This is a genomic window from Micromonospora sp. C41, from assembly GCF_018070485.1.
GTDB lineage: Bacteria > Actinomycetota > Actinomycetes > Mycobacteriales > Micromonosporaceae > Micromonospora > Micromonospora chalcea.
In genome coordinates this window covers 437,675-462,356 of record NZ_JAGPXP010000001.1, presented here as the reverse complement: position 1 = coordinate 462,356, position 24,682 = coordinate 437,675, and the positions used below count along the sequence as shown (strand labels likewise).

22 protein-coding genes are annotated in these 24,682 nt (G+C 72.5%); 11 read left to right on the top strand and 11 right to left on the bottom strand.

Annotated features, from left to right (window positions below; genetic code table 11):
- Positions 1 to 12 precede the first annotated feature (12 nt).
- From KBX43_RS01190 to KBX43_RS01165, 6 genes are read left to right on the top strand one after another with little or no spacing between them, the layout of a single operon-like run.
- The gene (locus KBX43_RS01190; RefSeq protein ID WP_043323194.1) at positions 13 to 873 is read left to right on the top strand and encodes an IclR family transcriptional regulator; all 861 of its coding nucleotides are present in this window, start codon (positions 13 to 15) and stop codon (positions 871 to 873) included.
- Complete coding sequence (locus KBX43_RS01185; protein ID WP_043330005.1) at positions 866 to 2,065, top strand: CaiB/BaiF CoA-transferase family protein; 1,200 nt, start codon at positions 866 to 868, stop codon at positions 2,063 to 2,065. Before KBX43_RS01190 ends, KBX43_RS01185 begins: the two co-directional genes overlap by 8 nt.
- A 31-nt stretch (positions 2,066 to 2,096) precedes the next feature.
- Positions 2,097 to 2,936, top strand: a complete 840-nt coding sequence (locus KBX43_RS01180) for a cyclase family protein (RefSeq protein WP_210882453.1) — start codon at positions 2,097 to 2,099, stop codon at positions 2,934 to 2,936.
- Positions 2,929 to 4,335, top strand: coding sequence for an MmgE/PrpD family protein (locus KBX43_RS01175; protein ID WP_064445579.1), 1,407 nt, complete (start codon positions 2,929 to 2,931; stop codon positions 4,333 to 4,335). The genes KBX43_RS01180 and KBX43_RS01175 overlap by 8 nt, the downstream gene beginning before the upstream one ends.
- A gap of 22 nt (positions 4,336 to 4,357) precedes the next feature.
- Positions 4,358 to 5,821, top strand: a complete 1,464-nt coding sequence (locus KBX43_RS01170; protein ID WP_043323186.1) for a dihydroorotase family protein — start codon at positions 4,358 to 4,360, stop codon at positions 5,819 to 5,821.
- A 12-nt stretch (positions 5,822 to 5,833) separates the two neighbouring features.
- Complete coding sequence (locus KBX43_RS01165) at positions 5,834 to 6,694, top strand: CoA ester lyase (protein ID WP_210882451.1); 861 nt, start codon at positions 5,834 to 5,836, stop codon at positions 6,692 to 6,694.
- Positions 6,695 to 6,763: 69 nt separating this feature from the next.
- Here the strand turns inward: KBX43_RS01165 and KBX43_RS01160 are convergent, their stop codons facing one another.
- From KBX43_RS01160 to KBX43_RS01130, 7 genes are all read right to left on the bottom strand, one after another.
- On the bottom strand, positions 6,764 to 7,663 hold the full coding sequence (locus tag KBX43_RS01160) for an ROK family protein (RefSeq protein WP_210882449.1): 900 nt from the start codon (positions 7,661 to 7,663) through the stop codon (positions 6,764 to 6,766).
- A gap of 95 nt (positions 7,664 to 7,758) precedes the next feature.
- The gene (locus KBX43_RS01155; RefSeq protein WP_043330003.1) at positions 7,759 to 9,213 is read right to left on the bottom strand and encodes an argininosuccinate lyase; all 1,455 of its coding nucleotides are present in this window, start codon (positions 9,211 to 9,213) and stop codon (positions 7,759 to 7,761) included.
- Between the two features lie 47 nt (positions 9,214 to 9,260).
- Complete coding sequence (locus tag KBX43_RS01150) at positions 9,261 to 10,082, bottom strand: creatininase family protein (RefSeq protein ID WP_209962362.1); 822 nt, start codon at positions 10,080 to 10,082, stop codon at positions 9,261 to 9,263.
- The gene (locus KBX43_RS01145; protein ID WP_064445576.1) at positions 10,070 to 11,818 is read right to left on the bottom strand and encodes an iron ABC transporter permease; all 1,749 of its coding nucleotides are present in this window, start codon (positions 11,816 to 11,818) and stop codon (positions 10,070 to 10,072) included. Before KBX43_RS01145 ends, KBX43_RS01150 begins: the two co-directional genes overlap by 13 nt.
- On the bottom strand, positions 11,815 to 12,888 hold the full coding sequence (locus KBX43_RS01140) for an ABC transporter ATP-binding protein (protein ID WP_043323172.1): 1,074 nt from the start codon (positions 12,886 to 12,888) through the stop codon (positions 11,815 to 11,817). The genes KBX43_RS01145 and KBX43_RS01140 overlap by 4 nt, the downstream gene beginning before the upstream one ends.
- A 61-nt stretch (positions 12,889 to 12,949) precedes the next feature.
- Positions 12,950 to 14,002 (bottom strand): extracellular solute-binding protein, encoded by a 1,053-nt coding sequence (locus tag KBX43_RS01135; protein WP_064445575.1) that lies wholly within the window; start codon positions 14,000 to 14,002, stop codon positions 12,950 to 12,952.
- Between the two features lie 255 nt (positions 14,003 to 14,257).
- Positions 14,258 to 15,406, bottom strand: coding sequence for an ROK family transcriptional regulator (locus tag KBX43_RS01130; RefSeq protein ID WP_043323169.1), 1,149 nt, complete (start codon positions 15,404 to 15,406; stop codon positions 14,258 to 14,260).
- Positions 15,407 to 15,914: 508 nt separating this feature from the next.
- On the opposite strand from KBX43_RS01130, the gene KBX43_RS01125 reads away from it, so the two are divergent.
- Positions 15,915 to 18,635, top strand: coding sequence for a sugar-binding protein (locus KBX43_RS01125; protein ID WP_210882447.1), 2,721 nt, complete (start codon positions 15,915 to 15,917; stop codon positions 18,633 to 18,635).
- An 84-nt stretch (positions 18,636 to 18,719) separates the two neighbouring features.
- Here the strand turns inward: KBX43_RS01125 and KBX43_RS01120 are convergent, their stop codons facing one another.
- A complete protein-coding gene (locus KBX43_RS01120; protein ID WP_064445573.1) occupies positions 18,720 to 19,295 on the bottom strand; it encodes a VanZ family protein in 576 nt (191 codons plus the stop codon).
- A gap of 634 nt (positions 19,296 to 19,929) precedes the next feature.
- Between KBX43_RS01120 and KBX43_RS01115 the strand changes: the two genes are divergently transcribed.
- Positions 19,930 to 20,226 (top strand): DUF1540 domain-containing protein, encoded by a 297-nt coding sequence (locus KBX43_RS01115; RefSeq protein WP_064445572.1) that lies wholly within the window; start codon positions 19,930 to 19,932, stop codon positions 20,224 to 20,226.
- Positions 20,227 to 20,377: 151 nt separating this feature from the next.
- Positions 20,378 to 21,160: a hypothetical protein gene (locus KBX43_RS01110; protein ID WP_064445571.1), complete on the top strand. Its 783-nt coding sequence runs from the start codon at positions 20,378 to 20,380 to the stop codon at positions 21,158 to 21,160.
- Here the strand turns inward: KBX43_RS01110 and KBX43_RS01105 are convergent.
- Genes KBX43_RS01105 through KBX43_RS01095 form a run of 3 tightly spaced genes read right to left on the bottom strand, consistent with a single transcriptional unit; the run spans position 21,157 to position 23,139 of the window.
- A complete protein-coding gene (locus tag KBX43_RS01105; RefSeq protein WP_104112324.1) occupies positions 21,157 to 21,342 on the bottom strand; it encodes a hypothetical protein in 186 nt (61 codons plus the stop codon). The genes KBX43_RS01110 and KBX43_RS01105 overlap by 4 nt on opposite strands.
- A complete protein-coding gene (locus KBX43_RS01100) occupies positions 21,342 to 22,757 on the bottom strand; it encodes an NAD(P)-binding domain-containing protein (RefSeq protein ID WP_210882434.1) in 1,416 nt (471 codons plus the stop codon). Before KBX43_RS01100 ends, KBX43_RS01105 begins: the two co-directional genes overlap by 1 nt.
- A 55-nt stretch (positions 22,758 to 22,812) precedes the next feature.
- A complete protein-coding gene (locus KBX43_RS01095) occupies positions 22,813 to 23,139 on the bottom strand; it encodes an ArsR/SmtB family transcription factor (RefSeq protein WP_369799347.1) in 327 nt (108 codons plus the stop codon).
- Between the two features lie 328 nt (positions 23,140 to 23,467).
- Between KBX43_RS01095 and KBX43_RS01090 the strand changes: the two genes are divergently transcribed.
- Both KBX43_RS01090 and KBX43_RS01085 read left to right on the top strand, forming a co-directional pair.
- Positions 23,468 to 23,851 (top strand): metalloregulator ArsR/SmtB family transcription factor, encoded by a 384-nt coding sequence (locus tag KBX43_RS01090; protein ID WP_064445568.1) that lies wholly within the window; start codon positions 23,468 to 23,470, stop codon positions 23,849 to 23,851.
- An 82-nt stretch (positions 23,852 to 23,933) separates the two neighbouring features.
- Entirely contained in the window at positions 23,934 to 24,626 is a 693-nt protein-coding gene (locus KBX43_RS01085) for a helix-turn-helix domain-containing protein (RefSeq protein WP_210882425.1), read from the top strand.
- Positions 24,627 to 24,682: the final 56 nt, after the last annotated feature.

Here is a 24,682-nt window from a genome sequence, read left to right as displayed (position 1 = left end):
GGAGGAGAGAAGATGATCACCACAGCGGTTGTCGAGAGCGCCACCGCCGGCCGGACCCGCTCCGGCCTCGGACGCGCCCTCGACATCGTCAACATCATCGCCGAACGGGCGCCGGAGACCCTCGGCGTGTCGACGATCGCGCGGGAGCTGGGACTGCCCAAGGCGGTCGCGCACCGGATCCTCAAGGAACTGGTGGCCGACAGCTTCCTCACCTTCAACGAGGAGACCAAGCGGTACCGGCTGGGCAGCGGCGCGCTGGCGGTGGGACTGGCCGCGCTGCGCGCGCTGGACGTGCCGGACATCGCCCGCCGGTACCTGGTCCGGCTGGTGCGCGACAGCGGCGAGACCGCGACGCTGTCGGTGCGGCAGGGCTGGACCCGCGTCTACATCGACCAGGTGCTCTCGCCGCACGAGGTACGCATGTCGGTGTCCCTGGGCACCAGCCACGCGCTGCACTCCGGGTCGTCGTCGAAGGCGATCCTCGCGGCGCTGCCGGACGCGGAGATCGAGGACTACCTCGACCACCACCCGCTGGACGCGGTCACCTCGGCCACCATCACCTCCACCGCGAAGCTGCGGTCCGAGCTGGGCCGGGTCCGCCGCCAGGGGTACGCGGTGAGCATGGGCGAGCGGCAGAACGGCGCGGGCAGCGTGGCCGCGCCGGTGCGCTACGCGACCGGGCAGGTGTTCGGCTCGATCTCGCTGTGCGGGCCGCAGAACCGGTTCACCCCGGAGGTCTGCGCCGCGCACGGCGCGCTGGTCGCCGCGGCGGCGGCGGAGATATCCGCCGAACTGGGTTTCCGGCCGCCGGCGCAACGTGCCGCCGGACGGACGGGTCAGGAACAGAACTGGGGAGGTGGAACAGGTGAGTGACGGACCCCTGACGGGCCTGCGCGTGCTGGACGTCTCGACGATCCTCGCCGGACCGCTGTGCTGTCAGATCCTCGGCGACTACGGCGCCGACGTGGTGAAGATCGAGCACCCGACCATGGGTGACAGCATGCGCGGCCACGGCAAGACCAAGGACGGCCATCCCCTGTGGTGGAAGGAGATCTCCCGCAACAAGCGGCTGATCGGGCTGAACCTGTCCGCGCCGGACGGCGCGGCGCTGCTGCTGCGGCTGGCCGAGCGGGCCGACGTGCTGGTGGAGAACTTCCGCCCGGGCACGCTGGAGCGCTGGGGCATCGGCCCGGAGGAGCTGCACCGGGTCAACCCCGGCCTGGTGATCGCCCGGATCACCGGCTTCGGGCAGACCGGCCCGTACGCCTCCCGCGCCGGGTTCGGCACGCTGGCCGAGGCGATGAGCGGGTTCGCCCACCTGACCGGCACGGCCGACGGCCCGCCGACGCTGCCCGCGTTCGGGCTGGCCGACAGCATCTGCGGCATCGCCACCTCCTCGGCGGTGATGATGGCGCTGTGGCACCGGGAGCGCTCCGGCGGCCGGGGCCAGGTGATCGACATGAGCCTGCTGGAGCCGATCATGACCGCCGTCGGCCCGGGTCCCACCGTCTACGACCAGCTCGGCGTGGTGGAGCAGCGGCAGGGCAACCGGTCGACGAACAACGCGCCCCGCAACACGTACCAGACCAAGGACGGCTCGTGGGTCGCCATCTCCACCAGCGCCCAGGCGATCGCCGAGCGGGTGCTGCGGCTGGTGGGCCACCCGGAGGTGATCGACGAGCCGTGGTTCCGTACCGGCGTCGGCCGGGTGGCGCACGCGGACCTGCTCGACGAGTACGTCGGGTCGTGGATCGGTGAGCGGACCCGCGACGAGGTGGCCGCGGCCTTCGCCGAGGCCGGCGCCGCCGTCGCACCGGTCTACAGCGCCAAGGACATCGTCGAGGACCCGCACGTGCAGGCCACCGAGATGATCACGAAGGTCGACGACCCGGACCTGGGCCCGATGCGGATGCACAACGTCATGTGGCGGATGTCGGAGACGCCGGGCCGGATCCGCTTCACCGGCCGCTCCCCCGGCGCCGACACCGACGCCCTGCTCGTCGAGGAGCTCGGCTGCGACCCGGCCGAGATCGCCGACCTGAAAGCCCGTGGCGTCGTCGCCTGACGACGCCGACAGCCGAAACGCGAGGAACCCCGTGGGCACCACTGCCAGAACCGCCGACCGCCTGCTCGACGCCGTGCAGGCCGGCGTCACGATCTACGACCTGGGCCGGCGGCTGACCGTCGGCATGCCGCAGTCACCGAACCACCCGGCGTTCGGGCTCACCCTGCCGCGCCGGCACGGCGACATGGTGCGCGCCGACGGCGGCTCCGCCGCCAACGACCTGCTGGTCATGGGCACGCACGTCGGCACGCACGTCGACGCCCTCGCGCACGTGTCCCAGGACGGCCGGCTGCACGGCGGCGCCGACGCCGCCGCGGCGCAGGTCGGCGGCCGGTTCGACGAGCTGGGCGTGCACACCGTCGCGCCGATGGTCCGCCGCGGCGTGCTGCTGGACGTGCCCGCCACGCTGGGCCTGGAGGGCTGCGAGGCCGGCTACGAGATCACCCCCGCCGACCTGGACGCCACCGTGTCCCGGCAGGGCACGCCGGTGGGCGCGGGCGACGTGGTGCTCATCCGCAGCGGCTGGGGCCGGCTGTTCGACCACGAGGACCGCAACCAGTACATCGGCAAGGACTCCGGCGTACCGGGGGTCGGCGCGGACGGCGCCGGCTGGCTGGCGCAGCGGGGCGTGCACGCGGCCGGCGCGGACACCATCGCCTTCGAGTGCCTGCCGCCGGGCAAGGGCCACAGCACGCTGCCGGCGCACCGGATCCTGCTGGTGGAGCACGGCATCTACCTGATCGAGACGATGGCGCTGGAGGAGCTGGCCCGCGACGAGGTGTACGAGTTCACCTTCGTCATGGCCCCGCTGCCGCTGTACGGCGCCACCGGCTCCCCGGTGCGTCCGCTGGCGGTGGTCAGCCGTGGCTGAGCCGACCCTGGGCCGGCACCTGGCCGCCTTCGCCGCCGACACCTCCGCCGCGACGCTGCCCGACGAGGTGGTCGCCAGCGTCCGGGCCCGCGTGCTGGACGTGCTCGGGCTCTGCGTGGCGGCGCAGCCGCTGCCGACCAGCCAGGCCGCGCTGGCGTACGTCGCCGAGCAGGGCGGCCGTGGCCAGGCCACCGCCGTCGGCGTGGACGAGAAGGTCCCGGCCGCGCTGGCCGCGTTCGCCAACGGCGTGCTGGCGCACTCCCTCGACTACGACGACACGCACCTGCCGTCGGTGCTGCACCCCAGCGCCACGGTGGTGCCGGCCGCGCTCGCCGCCGCCGAGCTGTCCGGCGCCTCCGGGCAGGAGACGGTGGCCGCGATCGCGGTGGGCCTGGAGGCGTGCGTACGCCTCGGCATGGCCGGCTACGACCCGGCGGCCGGCAACTCGGTCTTCTTCGAGCACGGCCAGCACGCCACCTCGATCTGCGGCACGCTGGGCGGGGCGGTGGCCGCGGCCCGGCTGCTGAAGCTGGACGCGGGCGGCACGCTCGACGCGCTCGGGGTGTCCGCCTCGATGGCGGCCGGGCTGATCGAGTCCAACCGCAACGGCGGCACCGTCAAGCGGATCCACTGCGGCTGGGCGGCGCACGCGGCGGTCAGCGCCGCGCAGCTGGCCCGGCACGGCGTGACCGGCCCGCCGACCGTGCTGGAGGGGCGCTTCGGCTTCTTCCAGGCGTTCCTGCGCGGCGAGTTCGACGGCGACGAGATCGTCCGCGGGCTCGGCTCCGAGTGGGCGGTGCCCGGCATCTTCTTCAAGCCGTACCCGGCGAACCACTTCACCCACGCCGCCATCGACGCGGCGATCGCGCTGCGCGAGCGCGGGCTGCCGCTGGACGAGATCGAGTCGATCACGCTCGGCGTGCCCACGCCGACGGTGCGTACCATCGGCCAGCCGATCGAGCGCAAGCGCGCGCCGCAGACCGGCTACGAGGCGCAGTTCAGCGGCCCGTACGCGGTCGCCGCCGGCCTGATCGGCGGCGGCGGTCTGGGCGTGGAGCTGGCCGACTTCACCGACGCCCTGGCGCACGACCCGCAACGGCGGGCGCTGATGGCGCGGGTCGACGTGGTGGCCGACGAGCGGTGCGACGAGATCTTCCCGCACCAGTTCCCGGCGGTGCTGCGGATCGTCACCCGGGACGGACGCGAGTGGGTGCAGGAGGTCCTGGCCAACCGGGGCGGCCCGCAGCGTCCGCTCAGCGACGCCGAGCTGGCGGTGAAGTTCCGCACGAACGCCGCGTCCCTGCCCGAGGCCACCGCCGCCCGCATCGCCGACGAGGTCCACCGGCTCGACCAGGCCCCCGACGTCCACGGCCTGATGGGCCTGATCAACCGCCGCTGAACCGAGCACGAGGAGCAACACCATGAGCACCTACGACCTGCTGTTGACAAACGTCCGCGTGGTCCGGCACGACCGGCCCGAGCCCGAGCTGATGGACATCGGCGTCACCGACGGGCGGATCAGCCGCGTCGCCCCGCAGATCGACCGGGCGGAGGCCGCCCAGGTCGTCGACGGCGGCGGCCGGCTCGCCTTCCCCGGCGTGGTCGACGCGCACCAGCACTGGGGCATCTACAACCCGCTGAGCGAGGACGCCGTCTCGGAGAGCCGCGCGTCGGTGCAGGGCGGCGTCACCACGGCGCTGAACTACATGCGCACCGGGCAGTACTACCTCAACCGGGGCGGCCGGTACGCAGACTTCTTCCCCGAGGTCCTGGCCGCGACCGAGGGCCGCTCCTACATCGACTACGGCTTCCACCTGGCGCCCATGTCGCGGGAGCACATCGGCGAGGTGCCGTCGCTGGTGGAGGAGCACGGGGTCACCTCGTTCAAGATCTTCATGTTCTACGGCAGCCACGGCCTGCACGGCCGCTCCGCCGACCAGAACTCGTTCCTGATGATCCCGGAGGGCGAGCGGTACGACTACGCCCACTTCGAGTTCGTGATGCGGGGCGTCCAGGCGGCCCGGGAGCGCTTCCCCGAGCTGGCCGACGAGATCTCGCTGTCGCTGCACTGCGAGACCGCCGAGATCATGAGCGCGTACACCAAGCAGGTCGAGCAGGACGGCACGCTGCGCGGGCTGGAGGCGTACCACGCGTCGCGGCCGCCGCACTCCGAGGGACTGGCCGTGTCGATCGCGTCGTACCTGGCGCACGAGACCGGTCTGCCGAAGATCAACCTGCTGCACCTGACCTCGGAGAAGGCGGTCGACGCGGCGCTGCGGATGGCGCGGGCGTTCCCGCACATCGACTTCCGCCGCGAGGTGACCATCGGCCACCTGGTGGCCGACATCGACACCGCGCACGGCCTGGGCGGCAAGGTCAACCCGCCGCTGCGCCCGCGCGCCGACGTCGAGGCGCTCTGGGGGTACGTCCTGGACGGCAAGATCGACTGGGTGGTCAGCGACCACGCCTGCTGCAAGGACGAGGTCAAGTTCGGTGAGCCGCGCGACGACATCTTCGTCGCCAAGTCCGGCTTCGGCGGCGCCGAGTACCTGCTGCCCGGCCTGGTCACCGAGGGCAACCGGCGCGGCCTGTCCTACCAGCGGGTGGCGGAGCTGACCTCGTGGAACCCGGCCCAGCGCTTCGGCCTGCGCAACAAGGGCGCGATCGCGCAGGGGTACGACGCCGACATCTGCCTGGTCGACCCGAACTCGACCTGGACGGTGCGCGCCGAGGACTCCGAGTCGACGCAGGAGTACACGCCGTTCGAGGGCTTCGAGCTGACCGCCCGGGTCACCGACACCTTCGTGCGCGGGCAGCACGTGCTCGTCGACGGCAAGGTCACCGGCGAGCCGGCCGGCCGCTACCTCGCCCGCCCGCAGCGGTAGGGGGAACGACTGATGGCGGCGGTGGCGCGCAGTTACCTGTACGTGCCGGGCGACCGGGCGGACCTGCTGGACAAGGCGGCCGGGCGCGGCGCGGACGCGCTCGTGCTCGACCTGGAGGACGCGGTCACGCCGGCCCGCAAGGCGCACGCCCGGGAGACGGTCGCCGGGTACCTGGGCGCCGCCGCGCCGGCCGGCCCCGAGCTGTGGGTGCGGATCAACAGCGACCAGGTCGCGGCGGACGTCGAGGTGCTCTCCCCGGCGGCGGCCGGGGTCTGGGTGCCGAAGGCCGAGCCGGAGCTGCTCGCCGAGGTCGACGCCGCGCTGACCCGGGTGCAGCGGCGGCTCGGCCCGGACGCCCCGGCGTTCCGGGTGGTGGCGCTGATCGAGACCGCCCGGGGCGTGCTCACCGCGCCGCGGGTGGCCGAGGCGCCACGGGTGCTGCGGCTCGGCCTCGGCGAGGCGGACCTCGCCGGTGAGCTGGGGTTGCAGCCGGGACCGGAGCGGGCGGAGTTCGCGCCGATCCGTTCCCAGGTCGTGGTCGCGTCGGCGGCGGCCGGCATCACCCCGCCGGTGGGACCGGTGGAGACGACGCTGCGCGACCCGGAACGGCTGGAGCTGACCACCCGGGCGCTGCTGCGGCAGGGCTTCCGGGCCCGCAGCGCCATCCACCCCGGGCAGATCGCGACGATCAACGAGGTGTTCACCCCCACCGAGGCCGAGGTGGCCTCGGCGCGGGCCGTGCTGGCGGCGCTGGAGCGGGCCGAACGCGGCGGCTCCGGGGTGGCCACCGACGCCGACGGGCGGCTGCTGGACCGGGCGGTGGTGCGGGCCGCCGCCGAGGTGGTACGCCGCGCCGAGGCGTCCACCGACTGAAACCGCGAGAACGACCGGGCGGGGCGCCCCACCGCGCCCCGCCCGATCCGTTCCCGGCGCCCGGCCCGCTCAGACCACCGCGGGCTGGGCCTCGACGGCCATGGCGAGCGAACCGAGCAGCGCGGCGTCCTGCGCGAAGTCCGACAGCACGATCTCCGGCGGGTACGGCAGCGTGTGGGTGAGCCGTTCGGTCAGCAGCGCCCGCACCAGGTCGTTGCCGGCGACGCTGCCGACCAGCACGATCCGCTGCGGGTCGAGCAGCAGGCAGCACGTGACCAGCTGCCGGGCCAGCTCGTCGACGCGCAGGCGGAGCTGCTCGCGGATCGGACCGGGCCGCTCCGCGGCCGCGCACAGGCCGGCCGCCCGGCCGTCCACGCCCAGCCGCTGCGCCAGCTCGTCCAGGGCCCGGCCGGAGAACGTCGCCTCCAGCATCGGTTCCAGGCGGGGCGGCCAGCTGTGGTCGGTCAGCCCGTAGGCGATCTCCCCGGCGGCGCCGTGGCGGCCCGGCAGCACCTCGCCGTTGACGGTGACCGCCGCCGCGACGCCGGTCCCGAGCCCGACGACGAGTCCCGGGTCCGCGTCGCGCAGCGCCCCGAGCCGCAGCTCGGCGTGGGCGGCTGCCTTCAGGTCGTTCGTGACCCGCACGTGCGCCAGGTTCAGGTGGGCGCGGACCGCGTCGGCGAGCCGCAGCTGCTCCCAGCCGGGCACGTTCGGCGCCAGTTCGATGCCCTCGTCGTGGACCACGCCGGGCGAGGCGATGCCCGCCGCGACGAGCGTGCCGCCGGTCTGCTCGGCGAGTTCGCGGGCCCGGTCCAGCGCCCGGGTGAGGGCCTGCTGCGCGCCCTGCTCGGCATTGGTGGGCAGGCGCTCGGAGACGAGCAGCCGGCCGTCGGCGTCGCCCACGCCGATGGCCATCTTGGTGCCGCCGAAGTCGATGCCGAGCAGGCGCGGATTTGCCGGTCGTTCCATGGTGATGTCAGATCGCCCTTCGGGCCGTCGGTCCAGATCACGTGGTCGCCGCGACACGACGTCCGCGACCACGGCCAGCTGCGTCTGTCGCCCCGTCACGGGCCTACCCTCGCCGCGACCGCCTCGGCGAGAGCCGTGTCGGCACGGGTCAGCCGCTCGCGCAACGCCTGCGCCCGCTCCTGCACCGCGTCGAGCATTGTAGACAGTCGTCCGACCTGGTCCCGGACGGCCGCCTCGCCGGGGCCGTCGGCCTGGGCGCGGCGCAGCACGAGTTCGGGGCGGACCGCGGCGGCCAGCAGGTCCCGCACCGCGGCGTCGTCGAGCGTCAGACCCAGCTCGGCGGCGGTGGACCGGACCAGGTCCCCGGTCCAGGTGGCCGGCGCGCCGCCGCGTACCAGCCGGCCGAGCAGCGAGTGGGCGCCCCGGAACGGCACACCATGGCGGGCCAGCGCGTCGGCCGCGGCGGTGGTGGTGGCGCCGGAGGCGACGATCTCCTCAGCGGACGGCGGGCGCAGCGGGTCCAGCTTCTCGATCAGGCCGCCGAGCAGTGAGAAGAACCGGTACGCCCGGTCGTCGCCGTCCCAGAGGCGGGCCTGCACGTCGGTGGTGGCGTTGTTGGAGTCCTCCCACCAGGCGGCGCCGACGTTGTTCAGCACGCTGGCCGCGTCGGCCGCCGCGGCGCCCGCCATCGAGACGAGGTGCTCCAGCACCACCGGGTTGCGCTTCTGCGGCATGATGCTGCTGCCCTGGGTGAACTCGCCGGGCGTGACCACCCAGCCCCAGCTCAGCCAGTCCATCAGCGTGCGGGCCAGCCGGGCCCCGGTGGCGAGCGCCTGCGCGTTGAGCGTGGCGACCCGGACCAGGTGGTCCGCGCCGGCCACCGCCTCGTACGAGTTGACGATCAGCTGGTCGAAGCCGAGCAGGTCGGCCAGCCGCCGGGGCGAGATGTCCAGGTCGGTGCCGGCGAACGCGCAGGAGCCCAGCGGCGAGCGGTTCATCTCGTCCAGCAGGTCGGCGTACGCGGCGGCCTCACCGGCAAGCGCCTCGGCGTAGCCGGCGAAGACGTGCCCGATGCTGGTCGGCTGGGCCGGGCGGCGGTGCGTGTAGCCGGTGACCACCACGTCGGCGTGCCGGTCCGCGCGGTCCAGCACGGTACGGCCGGTGGCCAGCAGCGCGTCGAGCACCTGGAGCAGCTGGTCGCGCAGCACCATCCGGAACACGCCGGCGTCGAGGTCGTTGCGGCTGCGCGCGAGCTGCACGCTGAGCTGCGACGGCTCGATGCCGGCCGCGGCGGCGAGCCGCTTCTCCAGCGTGTAGTAGACGTCCTCGACGCTGCCGTCGTACTCCAGTTCCTCGGGCCGGTCCCCGGTGAGGGTGACCAGGCCGCGCAGCATCGTGGCGGCGGCCTCGTCGGTGATCAGTCCCTGCTCGGCGAGCATGACGACGTGGGCCTTGCTGGCCGTGACCATCGCCGGGTAGAGGTGGGCGACGTGGTGGTCGAACACCACCCGGAGGTGGTGCTGTTGATAGACGGTCAGTGACGGGCTCATGGTGGCCTCCCGAGGTGGTGCGTTGTCGTGCGGCGTGCCGCGCGTGGTCATCCGGTCGTCTGGTCCGGCCCGTCGGCGCCGGGGGGCCCGGGCAGCGGCGCGGCGAGCCACGCCACGACCAGCTCGCGCAGGCGTGCGCCGGCGGTGGCGCGGATCCGGCCGCCGGCCTCCTCCCCGGCCAGCGAGACATGGCCCGACCAGCCCTGCCACGGGTCGGGCCGCGACTCCACGAGCACGTACGGGTACGGGGTGGGCAGTTTCGGCTTCGGCGGCAGGTCCGGCGCGGCGTCCAGGCGCACCGCGTCCGGGTCGAAGCCCAGCACCGCGGAGCTCTCGTACGCGCCGCCGTGCCCCCGGGCGGGCAGCTCACCGAACATCTCGGTGGTCTCGTCCGGGCCGACGAGCTGGAACCAGTTCACCAGCATCATGCTGGCCCGGTGCCGGCCGGAGACCCACTCCATCGCGGCGCGGACGGTGGACATGTTGGCGTCGTGCCCGTTGACCACGAGCACCCGGGGAAAGCCCGCCTCGACGATGCCGGCGAGCACGTCGGCGAGGTAGCCGACGGCGATCTCCGGTCGCAGCGCCACCGTGCCCGGCCACGGCCGGGTCTGACCCGGGCAGGCGGCGTACGGCGTGGCCGGGAACAGCACCGCCCGGGCCGGCCCGGTGGCCAGTTCCCCGGCGAAGCCCTCGGCCAGGATCAGGTCGGTTCCGATCGGCAGGTGCGGGCCGTGCCACTCGACCGCGCCGACCGGCAGCACCGCCAGGTCGGCCGCCTCGGTCACGGCGGCGAACGCGTGCCCGGGTACCCGGGTGACCGGGAGCAGCCCTCCCCCGGTCCGCCACCGTTCGATCAGTTCGTCCACTGCTCGGCCCTCCGGGTCGCGGTCCGGCTGCTCTCCAGCCGACCGGAGAACCACATCACCACGAAGATGAGCAGCACCTGGAGCATGCCGTAGGCGGCCGCGGTGCCCAGCTCGAAGCTGTACATCCGGTTGTTGATGGCGACCGAGATCGGCACCGTCGACGAGGTGTAGATGAGCACCGAGGCGACGAACTCGCCGACGCCGTGCACGAACGCCAGCAGCGCGCCGGCGAGCACGCCGGGCAGCATCAGCCGCACGGTGATCGTGTAGAACGCGCGCAGCCAGGAGGCGCCGAGGTTGCGGGCGGCGTCCTCCAGCGACGGGTCGATCAGCGCCAGCGTCGCGGAGCTGGACCGGAACACGATCGGCAGGAACCGCACGAAGTAGGCCAGCGGCAGGATCCAGAACGTGCCGACCAGCACCTGCCCGAAGCTGAACGCGTTGCCGGTGCTGAACGCCGAGATCAGGTTGATCGCGACGACCGTGCCGGGCAGCGCCCAGGCGATCATCACGGCCACGTCGAGCAGGCCGCGCCCGACGAACTTCAGCCGCCGCACCGCGTACGCGATGAGCACGCCGATCACCACACAGCCCACGACCGCGATCAGGCTCATCTGCACCGAGTTGAGGATCGGCTCGAACGCCTTGGGGTCGGTGAAGATGGTCACGAAGTTCTCGAACGTGTACGTCGGCGGCAGCACCTCGGTGGTCCAGGACCGGTCCTCGGAGAAGGCGACGAGCGCGATCGCGGCGACCGGGGCGAGCAGGACCAGCGTGGCCAGCACCGAGGCGAGCGGCGCGAGCCAGCGGCCGATCGGGTTGGTGATCTCCCGCCGGACCGCCGAGATGCCCTTGGACTGCGACTGGTAGTTGCGCCGTCCCTCGTACCAGCGCATCGCCAGCAGGAAGATGATCGAGACGATGCCGAGCACCGAGGCGTACGCCGAGGCCATCGGCAGGTCGCCGTTGGTGCGGTTGATGTAGATCTGCATCGTCATGGTCTGGCTGACGTTGAACAGCAGCGGCGCGGTGTACGACGCCAGCGACGTCATGAAGACCAGCAGCGACGCCGAGATCAGCGCGGGGGTGAGCATCGGCAGCAGGACCGTGCGCCACACCCGGAACCGGCCCGCGCCGAGGTTGTACGCCGCCTCCTCGACCGACGGGTCCATCCCGGCCAGCGCCGCGGAGGCGGCCAGGAAGAAGAACGGGTACATGGTGAACGTGTGCACCACGAGCACACCGGCGATGCCGTCGAAGGCCAGGACCGGCTTCTCGGTGCCGAGCAGCGCCTGCAGGCCGCGCGGCACGATGCCGATGTTGCTGTAGAGCAGCTGGAAGGACACGGCGCCGATCAGCGGCGGCAGGGCCGCCGGCACCAGGATGAACGCCTCGATGAGCCGCCGGCCGCGGAAGTGGAACCGCTTGAGCAGGAACGCCATCGCCACGCCGACGATGCCGCAGAGCAGCACGCTGGCGGCCGAGATGAACAGCGAGGTGAACAGCGACTCGCGGGCCACCCCGGAGGAGGAGAGGAACTGCAGGTAGTTGTCAGAGCCGTTGGCGCTGACGCTCTCGCGGAAGGTGGCGAACATCGGCTGGACGACGAAGCCCCAGAGCACCAGGACCAGCGGCAGCACCAGCAGGTACGGGAACCAGCGGGAATTGGCCCCGCCGGACAGACGCCGGCCGAGGGCCGCCGCCCAGGCGGGGGCGGTCCGGGTCGCAGCGGTCACGGCTTGACCACCCAGAGGCGCTCCGGTACGAGCCGCAGTCCCACCACGTCGCCGAGCTGCAGGCCGGCCGGCGCGTCGATCAGCGCCGCCATCACCTCGTTGCCGTCCACGTCGACGCTGATGTTGGTGGCCATGCCGGTGAACTCGACGTGGCTGATCCGGCCGCGCATGGCCGCCGTGTCGTCGTCGCCGCCGAGCGCGATGTGCTCGGGGCGCGCGGAGACGAGCGCGGTGTCGCCCGCGCCGAGCCCGTGCCCGGCGGGCGCGCCGACGTCGATGGTGGCGCCGCCGGGCAGGCGCACCGCGACGCTGTCGTCGGTCGCGCCGGTCACCGGCAGGCTCAGCACGTTGCTGCGCCCGATGAACCGGGCCACGAACGCGTTCGCGGGCTTGTAGTAGATCTCGTGCGGGGTGCCGACCTGCTGGACCCGGCCGGACTCCATGACGGCGATCCGGTCCGACATCGCCATCGCCTCGGCCTGGTCGTGCGTCACGTAGATCGAGGTGGTGCCGCTCTCCCGCTGGATGCGCCGGATCTCGGCGCGGGTCTCCTCGCGCAGCTTCGCGTCGAGGTTCGACAGCGGCTCGTCGAGCAGCATGGTGCGCGGGCGGATGACCAGGGCCCGCGCCAGCGCGACCCGCTGCTGCTGGCCGCCGGAGAGCGCGTCGATGCGCCGGTCGCCGTACCCGGCGAGGTGCACCTGTTCGAGCGCCTCGGTGACCCGGCGGGCCTGGTCGGCGCGGGAGACCCGGCGGACCTTGAGCCCGTACGCGACGTTCTGCGCCACAGTCATGTGCGGGAACAGCGCGTAGTTCTGGAACACCATGCCGGTGTCCCGCTTGTTCGGCGTCCAGTGGGTGACGTCGTCGTCGCCGAAGTGGATGTGACCGGAGGTCGGGAAGTAGAAGCCGGCCACCATGCGCAGCGTCGTCGTCTTGCCGCAGCCGCTCGGTCCGAGCAGCGTGAAGAACTCGCCGGCTCCGATGGTGACGGTGACGTCATCGACCGCCGCGGAGTCGCTCGACTTGGCGAAGCGCTTACTGACCGCCGTCAGTCGGACATCGATCATTTCGTGGGTCCTTCCAGGACGAAGCCGGGCCGTGCCGCAGCACGGCCCGGTTCCGAGCGTCTTAGCCCTTGCCCTTGATCTGGGCGTTCCAGTGGGTGATCCAGGCGGTCTCGTTCTTGCCGATCACGTCCCAGTTGACGTCCATCGGCTTGAGGTCGAGCTTGGTCAGCCACTCGGGCTTCTCGGCGATCTCGACCGCGGGGATCTGGAAGTAGTCCTTGGCCAGGCTGGCCCGCAGCGAGTCGTCGAAGAGGAACTCGAGGAACTTCTTCGCGCCCTCGGTGTTGCCGCCCTTGACCGCGGCCACGCCGTCGACGAGCACCGGCGCGCCGGAGGCCGGCATGACGTAGCCGAACGGCATCTTCTCGTTGGCCTGCAGCAGGATGTCCTGGAGGTTCCAGGCGCTGACCACGCCCTGCTCACGCGACATCTTCAGGTAGAGGTCGCTCGGGTTGGCGGCGTACTCGACGGTGTTGGCGTCGAGCTTGCGCAGCCAGTCGTAGCCGGGCTGCGGGTTCGACCCGTCGGGGGTGTAGCGCTGGATCATCGAGGCGTAGATCGAGCGCATGGTGCCGGAGGCGGCCACGTCCCGGATGATGATCTTGTCTTTCCACTTCGGGTCGACCAGGTCGTCCCAGTCCTTCGGCGCGGTCTCCGGGGTCAGCGCCTTGTTGTTGTACATGATGACCTCGGGCAGCAGGATCTCGCCGAACCAGCGGCCCTCGGCGTCCTTGTACCGCGCGTCGATCTTCGAGGCGAACGACGGCTGCCAGGACTCCAGCAGCCCCTCGGACGCGCCGGCGGCCAGCCCCTGCTGGGTGCCGCCCCACCAGACCGACGCCTGCGGGTTGGCCTTCTCGGCGCGGACCCGCTCGAGCACCTCCTGGGCGCCCATGTTGAGCACCTCGACCTTGCCCTTGTACTCGGGGTTCTTGGTCGTGAACTGCTCCACGACGTAGTCGGTGACCGACTTGTCGCGGGCGCTGTAGATGACGACCTTCTCGGCCGGCGCGGCGCCGGAGGAGCCGGTGTCCTTGTCGTCGTCACTGCTGCCGCACGCGCTGACGGCCAGCAGCGCGCTGAACGCGACGGCCAGGGCCAAACGACGTTTCATTGGTACCTCCATTTTGCGGGGGAACTATCGGGAGCGGAGAAAGACGGTGTGCGGTGCCGGCCCGGGGACGCCGGCGGGTTCGCCGGCCCCCCGGGCTCGGGGTCGAAGGTCCGCGGGTCGCGCCCGGACCGGGGCGCGCCGCATCGCGCCGCGACCTGTCGTCCGGGATCCGGACGCGGTCGCCGCGACGGTGACTGTGGGTGTGGTGGGTGGGTGTCGGGGTCGGGGTCGTCGGGGGCCGGGGTCGGGTGGTGGTCAGGGAAGCGAGGGGCGGGGCACCGCGGCCGAGAGCGCGTAGCTGATCGCTCCGTGCAGCACTGCCTGGTCACCGAGGGTGGCCCGGCGTACCTCGGTGGGGGCCGGGGTCCGGGCGGAGACGAGGGTCTGAAGCTGGTCGAGGGCCGCGTCGTCCAGTTCCGCGGCGGCGCCGCTGAGCAGCACCAGTCCCGGATCGACGACGCAGGCGCAGGAGAGGATGAGCCCGGCCCAGGCGCCGAGGACCTCGTCGAGGTACTCGCGGGCGGGCGCAGACGTCGCGGCGAGGCGGCTCAGCTCCCGTACCGGTGACTCGGGCCGGCGGCCCGGGTTGAGCGCGACGACCCGCTCCGCGATGGCGTTCACCGACCACCGGGCCTCGAAGTCGCCGACACCGCTGTAGCGACGCTCGGTCGTGCCGCCCAGCGGCAGGAAGCCGACCTCGCCGGCGGCTCCGCTGGCGCCCCGGCGGACCTTGCCGTCGAGCACGAGGCCGGCGCCGATGCCCTCGGCGACGTGGATCAGCAGCAGGTTCGCCACGTCCGCGCCGGCGCCGGCGACGCACTCGCCGGCGGCCATGAGGTTCACGTCGTTGTCGACGACCACGGGTACGCCGAGCCGCCGTTGCACGGACTCGCCGATCGGCCACGCCTCGACCAGTCCGACCGACGGCGCGAGGCGTACCGCGCCGTTGGTGGAGACGCCGGGCACCGCGATCGCGACGCCGCGCAGCGAGGGCAGGTTGTCGCCGACGAGGTCGAGGACGAACTCGCAGACGGTCTCCACCACGTTCGCGCCGAGCCGCGCGACGCGGTGCGCGATGACCGCGCCCTCGCTGTCGGCGATCTCGCAGCTGATCCGGGGTGGCTCCAGCGACACCGCCGCGACGAGCTCGGCGCGGGGGTTGAACTCGAGCATCTCCCGGGGCCGGCCGGTGGTGGGCGCGCCGGGCCCGCGTTCGATGAGGTAGCCCTCGGCGACGAGTTCCCGCACGAGCGCGGTGACCGTGGCCGCCGAGAGGCCGGTCATCTCGGCCAGGTCCACTCGGGACAGCCGCCGGGCCTGCCGGGCGGCCAAGATCACCGAGAGACGCTTGATCTCACGGGACCGCTCACGGCTGACCGGGCTGGTCGGGGCTTTGTCAGACACGCTTTCTTCCTAGTGTGAAAAAAATGAGACGTCAAGTAACGAGATGATCTCGGAGCTCCGGCCAGCGGAAATTTGGGAAGTGGCAAGCCGGACGCGCCAGGCCACCCCGACATGGCACGCAAAACCGGGCCCTCGCGTCCACATTGGGTGCCCAAAGTCGGGCAAAGCGCCCCCTACGGCTGATGCAGGCCGAGCAGCCGGGCCACTGAGCTGCGGGGATTGTTTCTTCGAATAAGGAAGAAAGTCGTCCGGGCCTATTGACGACGCCTCCGCAAGATCCCTAGGTTACGGCCCGAAGGCCTTCCGGTGGACCGATCCGTCGCCACCGTGTGCACCGCTCACGCCGTGACGGTGCGCGTACACCATCACCCCGTTGTCGAGCACCACGACCAGCGAGGACCCAACAGTCCTCAATGGACAGCTGTCCGCGTCACGACCCGGCGCGCGCCGGGCCCGTGACCCGTCCCCCAGCCGCAGCACTCTCGCTTCGAGACGAAGAGGTATGCCCATGAGATGGCGCACCACGGCAGCGATCGCCATGTGCGGTCTTCTGTCGTTGGGCCTGGCCACTCCGGCCCAGGCCAACCCCCAGAACGCAGCACCGAAGCCACAGGCCAAGAAGTCCGACAAGCCCGTCGACCTGGACATCATGTTCATCGGCGCGCACCCGGACGACGAGGCAGGCCAGCTCGGCATGCTCGGATACTGGAACGAGTATCACGGCATGAAGGCCGGCGTCATCACCACCACCCGCGGCGAGGGCGGTGGCAACGCCACCGGTCTCGAGGAGGGCCCGGAGCTCGGCATCCTGCGGGAGGCCGAGGAGCGCAAGGCCGTCGGCTGGGCCGGCGTCGAGCACATCTACAACCTGGACGCGCTCGACTTCTGGTACACCGCGAGCGCCCCGCTGACCGAGGAGGTCTGGGGCCACCAGGAGACGCTGTCCCGGATCGTGCGGGTCCTGCGGACCACCAAGCCCGAGGTCATCCTCACGATGAACCCCTCGGCGACGCAGGGCAACCACGGCAACCACCAGAAGGCGGCCATGCTGGCCGTGGAGGCCTTCTACGCGGCGGCCGACCCGAAGGCGTTCCCGGAGCAGATCAAGAAGGAAGGGCTCAAGCCCTGGCGGGTCTCCCGCATCTTCCAGACCGGTGGCAGCGGCACCACCGGCACCAACGGCCCCGCCTGCGAGACCACGTTCACGCCGGCCGAGGCCAGCAACGTCATCTTCGGCACCTGGCAGGGCTACGAGTCGGCGCGGCACGACGGCAACCGGTGGAACACGGTCCAGACCTGGGCCCGCCGGGAGTACGTGTCGCAGGGCTGGGGCAACAGCTCCTTCCCGACGACCAACCCGGACGCCATCGGCTGTAACCGGCTGACGCTGATCGACACCCGCACGCCGTACCCGGACCCGAACGTGGGCGCCGGCACCGGTGCGCTGCAGGGCGCCACCCTGCGTGCCCCGGGCGGCCTGCCGCTCGGCACCGAGGTCCACGTGCGTCCGCGCACCTGGGAGGCCGTCGGCGGCCAGCCCATCAAGGTGGACACCGTCCTGTACGCCGAGAAGGCCATCCCGGGCGCCAAGGTCGCCCTGGACGTCCCGGCCGGCTGGAGCGTCAGCGGCAACGGCAACGTCGGCACGCTGACCCCGGGCAAGGAGGTCGTGAAGACCTTCACCGTCACCCCGCCCGCGCAGGTCGAGGTGGGCACCCGCTTCCGGCTCAACGCCACGCTGACCAGCAAGAAGGACGGCAGCGGCGTCAGCAGCGCCCAGGTGCAGGGCACCGCTCCGGTGCGCGGCACCCTGGAGCCGCTGGAGGAGATCGCCGACTTCCGCGCCTGGACCGTGCGGAACAAGACCCAGCAGCTCGACGCGCTCATCGAGTCCCTGCTGAACATCCCCAGCGGCGGCACCCGCAGCGTCAAGGTCAACCTGACCAACCACGGCACCCGGGTCGAGTCCGGCTCGGTCAAGCTGAACGTTCCCGCCGGCTTCTCGGTGGCCGAGCAGCAGGTGCCGTACAGCGGCCTGCGGCCGGGCGCCACCACCTCGGTGACGTTCACCGTCAGCAACACCGACACGTCGCTGCCGACGGCCAACCGGGCGCCGGACAACGGCGCCTACCGGGTGCAGATCGAGACCAGCTACGTCGGTGGCAGCGCCACCGAGCCGGGCGCGTTCAACCTGGTCCCGACCACCACGATCCCGAAGGCCACCACCGCGCCGACGGTGGACGGTCACGGGCACGACCACGAGTACACCGGCGAGGTCATCGACATCTCCACCCGCTGGGAGGGCACCGCCGCCCCGGCGTCGGACATCTCCGGCACCGCCCAGCTGACCCACACCGACGACGCCCTGTACGCCATCTTCAACATCACCGATGACGTGCTCGGCACCGTCCTGCCGCCGGAGGACTGCAAGCGTCCGCGGCGTAACGACAACATCGAGTTCGGCATCGACCCGCGCGGCAACTCGGCGAACACCTCCACGGTGTTCAACATGGCGCTCTTCCCGGCCACGAACGACCCGGCCAACGGGAACCCGCCGTGCTTCGCCCGGGAGCGGGACAACCACCAGGGCGGCCCGGAGACCGCGCCGGGTGTGGAGATCGCCTCCGTGGTGACCAGCAACCCGTACACGGGTTACCGGATCGAGGTCAAGATTCCGTTCAGCGTGCTGCCGGACACCATCGACCCGAGCCGGATGGGCCTGAACATCCTGGTCAACGACTCGGACACGCAGGACCTCAGCTCGCAGACCCGGGTCGGCTGGTCGACCTGGAGCGGCGTGCGGGCCGACCCGTGGCGCTGGGGCAACGCGCTCCTGCCGGGCCTGCCGGCGCAGCCGTCGGCGCCGAAGGCTCCGATCATGCCCGACACCGCGGCGCTGAGCGTGGACTCGCCGCAGACCCTGCTGCAGTCCGTCTCGGACGGGGTCGCACCGGGTGGTTACGCCAAGCTGGCGGACAACACGGTGAAGCTCAAGAAGGTCACCCGCACCGCCAACAAGGTCTCGGTGCAGCTCCAGGTGAAGAAGGCCGGCACCGCCCGGGTCTTCGTCTGGGACGGCAGCCGGGTCGTGGCGCAGACCCAGGCCAGCCTGCGGAAGGACGGCACGCTCGTCCTGCCGCTGAGCGGGTCGCTCCCGGCCGGCACCTCGCTGCTCGTCTCGTACGAGAGCGGTGGCGCCACCACCGCTCTGGCGAAGAAGCTGTGCTGACCGGACGGTGAACGCGTCGACCTGACGCGCTGACGCGATGGGCCGGGCCGTGAGGTCCGGCCCATCGTGCCGTATCCGGGCCGTTCAGCGTTTCGCCGCCGGCACCGGCAGGGGCCGGTCCGGAGACGCCGGGGCCGGCCACCAGCGGCGCGAGGCCAGCGCGGCCAGTCCGGCGCCGGCGGTGTTGAGCAGGACGTCGTCCACCGAGGACACCCGGTCCAGCCGCAGGACGTACTGCGCGACCTCGACCAGGACCGAGCAACCGGCCGCGAGCGCCAGGATCCGCGGCACCGACGCCAGCGCCGCGAACCGCAGCGGGCCGAAGAACCCGAGCGCCGCGAACACCAGCAGGTTGCCGACGATCTGGACCGTCACCGTCAGCGGCCCGCTCGCGAGGACGGTCAGCAGGTCCCGCAGCGGCACCAGGCTCACCCGGCCCGGAACCACACCGACGCCGTCCCCCGGGAGCATGATCATCCAGACCCACGGCACGGTCCCGTAGACGATGCCGACCTCGGCCAGCGACAGCCGCCAGGCCGGCCCGCCGCCGCGCCGGCGCGCGAGGAGCCACACCACCAGCGCGGCCAACGGCAGCGCGGCCACCGTGACGAGCACGACCCCGTTGATCGTGCCGAACCAGCCGTGCCACCCCTCGACCACGCCGCCTCACCTTCTGTCCGCCCGGGGATCCTGCCAGGTCCGACCGGCGCGGACCGGCGCCCCGGCCCGCTCAGGGTGCCATCCTGCCCGCCACCCCGCGGGCCCCCGCCCCGGGCGGCCCGCGCGGACGACAGCCCGGCGCACGGGCACGACGCGGACCCCCGGCCGACCCACCGCCGCCGACCGGCGCGGGCGCACAATTCCGTGTACGGAACCGGCGCTGCGGAAATTCGATTTCCGCCCCGGGCGGCGAAACCAATTCCCGGCTCCGGAGCGCCGATTTCCGCACATCAATTCACCTCCCCGATCCGGCGCATGACCCTCGGCGCGCTCCAGGCCGTTCGCCGGACCGCACCCTGCGCTCGGACCAGCGCGGACGGGGCCAGCGCACGCCCACCTCGCACCGGCAAACAAAGGCTTTCCTTACAAAGGTAGCCTCATCTTCGCCCGCCCGGGAGTTCGCGCGGGATCGACGGTTTACCGCCGCCGACGCCGCATTCCGCTGCTATGGTGAGCATGATCCTCACTTCGGGCGGACAGGTTTGAAGCCCCGCTCGCAGGGCTAATACCGAATGGCATTCGAGCACCACGAGGCCGGCCGTCGCACCGCCGGCCCGCATGACTTGGAGGCACCATGAAGACGCTGTTGCAGTCTCCGCCGGTACGTGAGTGCGCCGCCACGGCGTGCAGTTTCAACGACAACGGTTGTCACGCGCCCGCGATCACCGTGGCGGCGAGCGCCGACGCGGCGTCCTGCGCGACGTTCGTCGAGTCGTCGATGAGCGGCGGGATCGCGGAGGTCACCGGCGCGGTGGGCGCGTGCGCGCGGGCCGAGTGCGTGTTCAACACCAACCTCGCCTGCACGGCCGAGTCGATCACGGTGGGCCCCGGCGCCACCGTCAGCGACTGCCTGACCTACCAGCCCGCCTAACAAAGCGGACACCCACGCCCGTACGGGTCACGACGGTCACCGTCGTGACCCGTATGCGTCTCCGGCACCCGACCCGCCGTTGCACAGGTAAGCCTTACCTACTACCGTCTGACCTGGGCCGACTTCACCCCTTCCGGCCGAGGAGACAGACATGGCGTTGCACCCCGCCGGGCGCCCGGCCCCGTCGACCGGCGTCACCCCGGTCGCCGCCGGGCCGTCTCCGGTCACCTCCACGCCCCGCGACGCCGTCGCCGCCCGGTGCGTGCTGAGCGCTGCCTCGTCGCTGCGGCTGACGCTCGGCGACACCACCGCCGACCTCCTGTCCGCCCACGCAGTCCTCCCCGACGGCACGATCGTCCTCGCGGTCGACGCGATGAGCCGCACCGGCGGCCTGCTGGTGGCCGCGCGCGGTCACCGCGGTGCGGTACGCGTGGACGTGACCCACCTCGCTCCGGTCGCCGTACGCTCGCGGGTGCGGGACCGGCTGCGGATCCTGGGCACCGCCCGCCGCTTCGATCCGGCCGCGCTCGACGCCTGCGACCCGGCCACCGTGATGTCGCTGCTCGACCTGCCGCCGGTGGCGCTGTGGGCGATCGAGCCGGACGAGATCCTCCTCGACCGGGCCACCGAACCCGTCACGGTGGACCTCGGCACGTACCGTGCCGCCCGCCCGGACCCGATCGCCGTCGACGAGGCCGCCCACCTCGCGCACCTGACCCGGTGCCACGGCGACCTCCTGGACCGGCTCGGTGCGCTCGTCGACAGCGCCGTCAGCGCCGGCGCGACGCGGATGGTCCCGGTCGCGCTCGACGCCGAGGGCATCGTGCTGCGCGCGGAGCGGCCGGACGGTCACGCCGACATCCGGTTGTCCTTCCTCCACCCGGTCACCGCCGGCGCCGGCCTCGCCGGGGCGCTGCGGACGCTGCTCGGCTAGGGCTGTCCGCTCCCTACCGAGCGCATCGCGGCGGCGGCGAGAAGGCGGGCGGTGGTGACCGCGGCCAGCAGGCGATGGAGGGTGCCGTATCCGATGGTGCTGGTGACGGCGAGGGCGGCGACGAGGCGCCACCCGTGACGCCCGCCGGCCGTGGGGCCGGCGGGCGCCGTCGTGGTGGTCATCAACTGGTGCAGCAGCCGCCGGTCTCGCCGTTGGTCGGGGTGTCGAGGCTGACCAGGCTGAGCGGCGCGGAGAGCAGGCCCCCGGAGATTCCGGTCGCCAGCCCCTTTGCGGCCGGCGTGGCCGCCGGGTCGGGGCCGCAGCAGCTGTCCGCGCCGGTGGAGTCGGCGGGGTTGCTGTTGCAGACGCCGGTCTCGGGCAGGTCGAGCTGGACGTCGCGGGCGGCGTCCCAGTCGCCGGCGAGAGCGGCGACGACGGAGCGGACCTGCTCGTAGCCGGTGGCCATCAGGAACGTCGGCGCGCGGCCGTAGCTCTTCATGCCGACGGCGTAGTAGCCGACCTCGGGGTGCGCGAGTTCGGCGGCGCCGTGCGGCGGGACGGTGCCGCAGGAGTGCTCGTTCGGGTCGATCAGCGGGGCGAGGGCGCGGGTGGCTCCCATGACCGGGTCGAGGTCCAGGCGCAGCTCGGCCGCGATGGAGTGGTCGGGGCGGAAGCCGGTGGCGGCGACGACGCGGTCCACGGTGACGGACTCGTCGGTGCCGTCGGCGTGCCGGACGGCCACGGTGACCCGGCCCTCGGCCGGGGTGAGGGCGTGTACGGAGAATCCGGTGAGCAGCCTGATCCGGCCGGCGTCGACGTGGTCGCGCAGCCGGGCGCCGAGCGCGCCGCGGGCGGGCAGGGCGTCGGCGTCTCCGCCGCCGTAGGTGCGGGCGGGGCTGGCCGAGCGGATCGCCCAGGTCACCTCGGTGCCGGGTTCGGCGGTGGCCAGCTCGGCCAGGGAGAGCAGGGTGTTCGCGGCGGAGTGGCCGGCGCCGACGACGAGGGTGTGCCGGCCGGCGAAGCGGTCCCGGCCGCTGCCGAGCACGTCGGGCAGGGCGTGCTCGAGGAACGCCGCGGCGTCCGTCTCGCCGCGGGCGGGCAGGCCGGAGGCGCCGAGGACGTTGGGGGTGCCCCAGGTGCCGGAGGCGTCGATGACGGCGCGGGCGAGCAACTCGCCGCCGTCGGCGAGGCGGATCAGGAACGGCGTCTGTTCGCGGCCGGCGGTGCGCAGCCGGTCCAGGCCGAGCCGGCTGATCGCCTCCACCCGCGCGCCGTAGCGCAGGTGGGGCTTGAGCTGCGGCAGGTCCGCGAGCGGCTGGAGATAGTCGGTGACCAGCTCGGTGCCGGTGGGCAGGGCATCCTCGACCGGGGCGACCCAGCCGGCGTCGTCGAGCAGCCGGCGGGCGGCGGGGTCGACGTTGTAGCGCCACGGGGAGAACAGCCGCACGTGCCCCCACTGCCGCACCGCCGCGCCGGTGGTGTCCCCGGCCTCCAGGACGAGGAAGGGCAGCTCACGCTCGTGCAGGTGGGCGGCGGCGGCGAGACCCACCGGGCCCGCGCCGATCACCACGACGGGCGACTCGTCCAGGACACTCATCGGGAACTCCTCGGTGTTGAGAATGGCGGATCAAGAGGTGCGGGTGACGCCTGCCTCAGCAGGCTCCGACCGGATCGGGGGCCGGGCGACCCATGACGACGTCGGCGGCGGACGGGAAGCACCCGACACAGGCGTCGTTGATGCGGTAGTGGCGTGCGGTGCCGACCGGCTCGACGAGCACGAACCGCACCTCGGTGAGGATCTTCAGGTGCTGGGAGACGGTGGACTGGGCGAGCCCGACGGCGGCGACGATCTCCCCCACACTCATCGGCCGGGCGTGGCGGGCCAGGTACTCCACCACCTGCACCCGCGTCGGGTCCGCGAGGGCCCGGAACCACGAGGCATAGGTCTGCGCGGTGTCGCGGTCGAGGAGGTCCCCCATCATCTCTCCCTCCATCGTTAATCGCCGATTGACGATGGAAGCCTAGCAGGCGCCGGAGCGGGCGATCCGCAGGGCAGCGGTCCCGCTTCTCAGCGGGGTGCCGTCAGCGCGTAGGCGGTGGTGCGGGCGCGGTCGCGGAGGCGGGCGATCCTCTGCGCGGGAGTGGACACCCGGGCGCAGGAGTCGCAGAACCGGACCCCTGCCACGGATGACGGCCGGCGACGCGGGAAGCCGAACATGACGAGCCTCATTTCCTGGGAGCACCTTGTCTTGACATATGTCTAAACAGAGAGTTGCACGCTGATTAGATGGATGTCAACCTAGAGGCATGCCGAAGCGCCAAGCGCCGATCCCCCTCGTCGACCTCGACGCCGACGCGCCGTGCTGCCCCCCACTGGCGCAGCGCCGGGTCCCGGCAGAGACGGCCGCGATCCTCGCGCCCGCGTTCAAGGCCCTCGGTGATCCGGTACGGCTGCAGCTGATGTCGATGATCGCCTCCGCCGACGGCGGCGAGGCCTGCGTGTGCGACCTGACGCCGGCGTTCGACCTGACCGGGCCGACGATCTCTCATCACCTCAAGACCTTGCGCGAGGCAGGCCTGGTGGACGCCGAACGGCGGGGCACGTGGGTCTACTACCGGGCGCGGCCACAGATCCTGCGCCAGCTCGCCGGCCTGCTGTCGATCGAGCCGACCGCCGCGGCGCAGCGGTAGACCACCGCGCGGCGACTCGCGCTCCCGGGGGATCCGGCCGCGCGGCTTGACGCCTCCAGATTAATCAGAAATTATTGAGTCAATGGACATTGAGTCTTACTCGCTGGTCGAGCGCGCGCGGATCCATGCGGCGTTGGGCGACCCGGCCCGCCTGGCCATCGTGGACGCGCTCACCCTGGGCGACGCCTCACCCGGGGAGATCGCACACACCCTCGCCATGCCGACGAACCTGGTCGCCCATCACGTCAAGGTCCTCGCCGACGCGGGCCTCGTCGTCCGGGGCCGGTCGGAGGGCGATCGGCGACGCATCTACCTTCGACTCCGACCGGCCGCCCTCTCCGCCCTCACGCCGCCACCACTGGCGGGCGCGCATCGGGTCATCTTCGTCTGCACCCACAACTCCGCCCGCTCGCAACTGGCCGCGGCGCTGTGGAGGCAGCGCGCCAACGGCGACGCCGCATCCGCCGGCACCAGGCCGGCGCCGCGGGTCCATCCCCGCGCGCTCGCCGTGGCCCACCGTTACGCCCTCGACCTCGGCCCGGCCGGCACCGCACACGTCGACGACGTCGTCCGGGACGGCGACCTGGTCATCGCCGTCTGCGACAACGCCCACGAGGAACTCACCGGGCCGGTCCGCCCCCGCCTGCACTGGTCCGTGCCGGACCCGGCCCGCGTCGACACCGACGAAGCGTTCGAGGCGGCCTACGCCGACCTCGCCGACCGCGTCGATCGCGTCGCCCCGCACACCGCCGCACCCTGCGGGAAGCCGGCCTGATCACCGCCTCAGTCTGCGGGCGCCCGACGCAGCCGCCCGGCACAGGGCGACCCCAC

Coding starts and splice junctions, on each gene's coding strand:
- KBX43_RS01190 (WP_043323194.1), top strand. CDS start 13: ATGATCACCACAGCGGTTGTCGAGAGCGCCACCGCCGGCCGGACCCGC.
- KBX43_RS01170 (WP_043323186.1), top strand. CDS start 4,358: ATGAGCACCTACGACCTGCTGTTGACAAACGTCCGCGTGGTCCGGCAC.
- KBX43_RS01165 (WP_210882451.1), top strand. CDS start 5,834: ATGGCGGCGGTGGCGCGCAGTTACCTGTACGTGCCGGGCGACCGGGCG.
- KBX43_RS01160 (WP_210882449.1), bottom strand. CDS start 7,663: ATGGAACGACCGGCAAATCCGCGCCTGCTCGGCATCGACTTCGGCGGC.
- KBX43_RS01155 (WP_043330003.1), bottom strand. CDS start 9,213: ATGAGCCCGTCACTGACCGTCTATCAACAGCACCACCTCCGGGTGGTG.
- KBX43_RS01140 (WP_043323172.1), bottom strand. CDS start 12,888: ATGATCGATGTCCGACTGACGGCGGTCAGTAAGCGCTTCGCCAAGTCG.
- KBX43_RS01135 (WP_064445575.1), bottom strand. CDS start 14,002: ATGAAACGTCGTTTGGCCCTGGCCGTCGCGTTCAGCGCGCTGCTGGCC.
- KBX43_RS01125 (WP_210882447.1), top strand. CDS start 15,915: ATGAGATGGCGCACCACGGCAGCGATCGCCATGTGCGGTCTTCTGTCG.
- KBX43_RS01115 (WP_064445572.1), top strand. CDS start 19,930: ATGAAGACGCTGTTGCAGTCTCCGCCGGTACGTGAGTGCGCCGCCACG.
- KBX43_RS01110 (WP_064445571.1), top strand. CDS start 20,378: ATGGCGTTGCACCCCGCCGGGCGCCCGGCCCCGTCGACCGGCGTCACC.
- KBX43_RS01105 (WP_104112324.1), bottom strand. CDS start 21,342: ATGACCACCACGACGGCGCCCGCCGGCCCCACGGCCGGCGGGCGTCAC.
- KBX43_RS01100 (WP_210882434.1), bottom strand. CDS start 22,757: ATGAGTGTCCTGGACGAGTCGCCCGTCGTGGTGATCGGCGCGGGCCCG.
- KBX43_RS01095 (WP_369799347.1), bottom strand. CDS start 23,139: ATGGGGGACCTCCTCGACCGCGACACCGCGCAGACCTATGCCTCGTGG.
- KBX43_RS01090 (WP_064445568.1), top strand. CDS start 23,468: ATGCCGAAGCGCCAAGCGCCGATCCCCCTCGTCGACCTCGACGCCGAC.
- KBX43_RS01085 (WP_210882425.1), top strand. CDS start 23,934: ATGGACATTGAGTCTTACTCGCTGGTCGAGCGCGCGCGGATCCATGCG.